The organism is Micromonospora yasonensis (assembly GCF_026013475.1).
Classification (GTDB): Bacteria; Actinomycetota; Actinomycetes; order Mycobacteriales; family Micromonosporaceae; genus Micromonospora; species Micromonospora yasonensis.
In genome coordinates this window covers 1-580 of the sequence record NZ_JAPDPH010000478.1, presented here as the reverse complement: position 1 = coordinate 580, position 580 = coordinate 1, and the positions used below count along the sequence as shown (strand labels likewise).

1 protein-coding gene is annotated in these 580 nt (G+C 65.9%); it reads right to left on the bottom strand.

The features are described 5' to 3' along the window. A partial coding sequence (locus ONA70_RS36435; protein WP_265011014.1) for a hypothetical protein occupies positions 1 to 580 on the bottom strand: 580 nt, incomplete at both ends.

Below are 580 nucleotides of genomic sequence, written 5' to 3'. Positions count from 1 at the left end.
GGTGTAGCCGTCCGGCGTCCAGAACACCGGGTAACACGACTTCGTGTTCGTCGCCGGGTCGGTGGTCACCGGGGCCGCACAGGCCGACGGTAGTTCGTAGCTGGGGGAGATGACCGAGCCGCTCTCGGTGGTGATGGTGGCGATGCGCTGCCGGTAGAAGTTCGGCAGCCCACCGGTGGTGTCGACCCGGTTGGCCAACTTGATACCGGTGAACGACACCGACGGCAGGCTGATCGCCGACGTCGACCCACCCGCAGAGGTGTCGTGACCGGTGCGGATGATCGAGCCCAGCCACAACGTCGGCGACGTCCCGTCACCGGTAGCCGGCATCGTATGCGCCAAGGCGTACGAGTCCACCTTCTCGTAGGCCGACGTCGCCGTGTTGTACTGCTGCGCCTCAATGCCGGTCAGCCGCACCGTCGAGAAGAACGACGGACTCCACGAGGTGCAGTCGGTCCCCGAGGCGCAGATCAGGTCGAACGGCACGTCTGGCCAGTTCGCCTTGTTCGTCGAGTTCAACGGCTGGCAGGTACCCGACAGGCAGCGGTCACCGGTGTTGAACACCACCCGGTTCGGGACG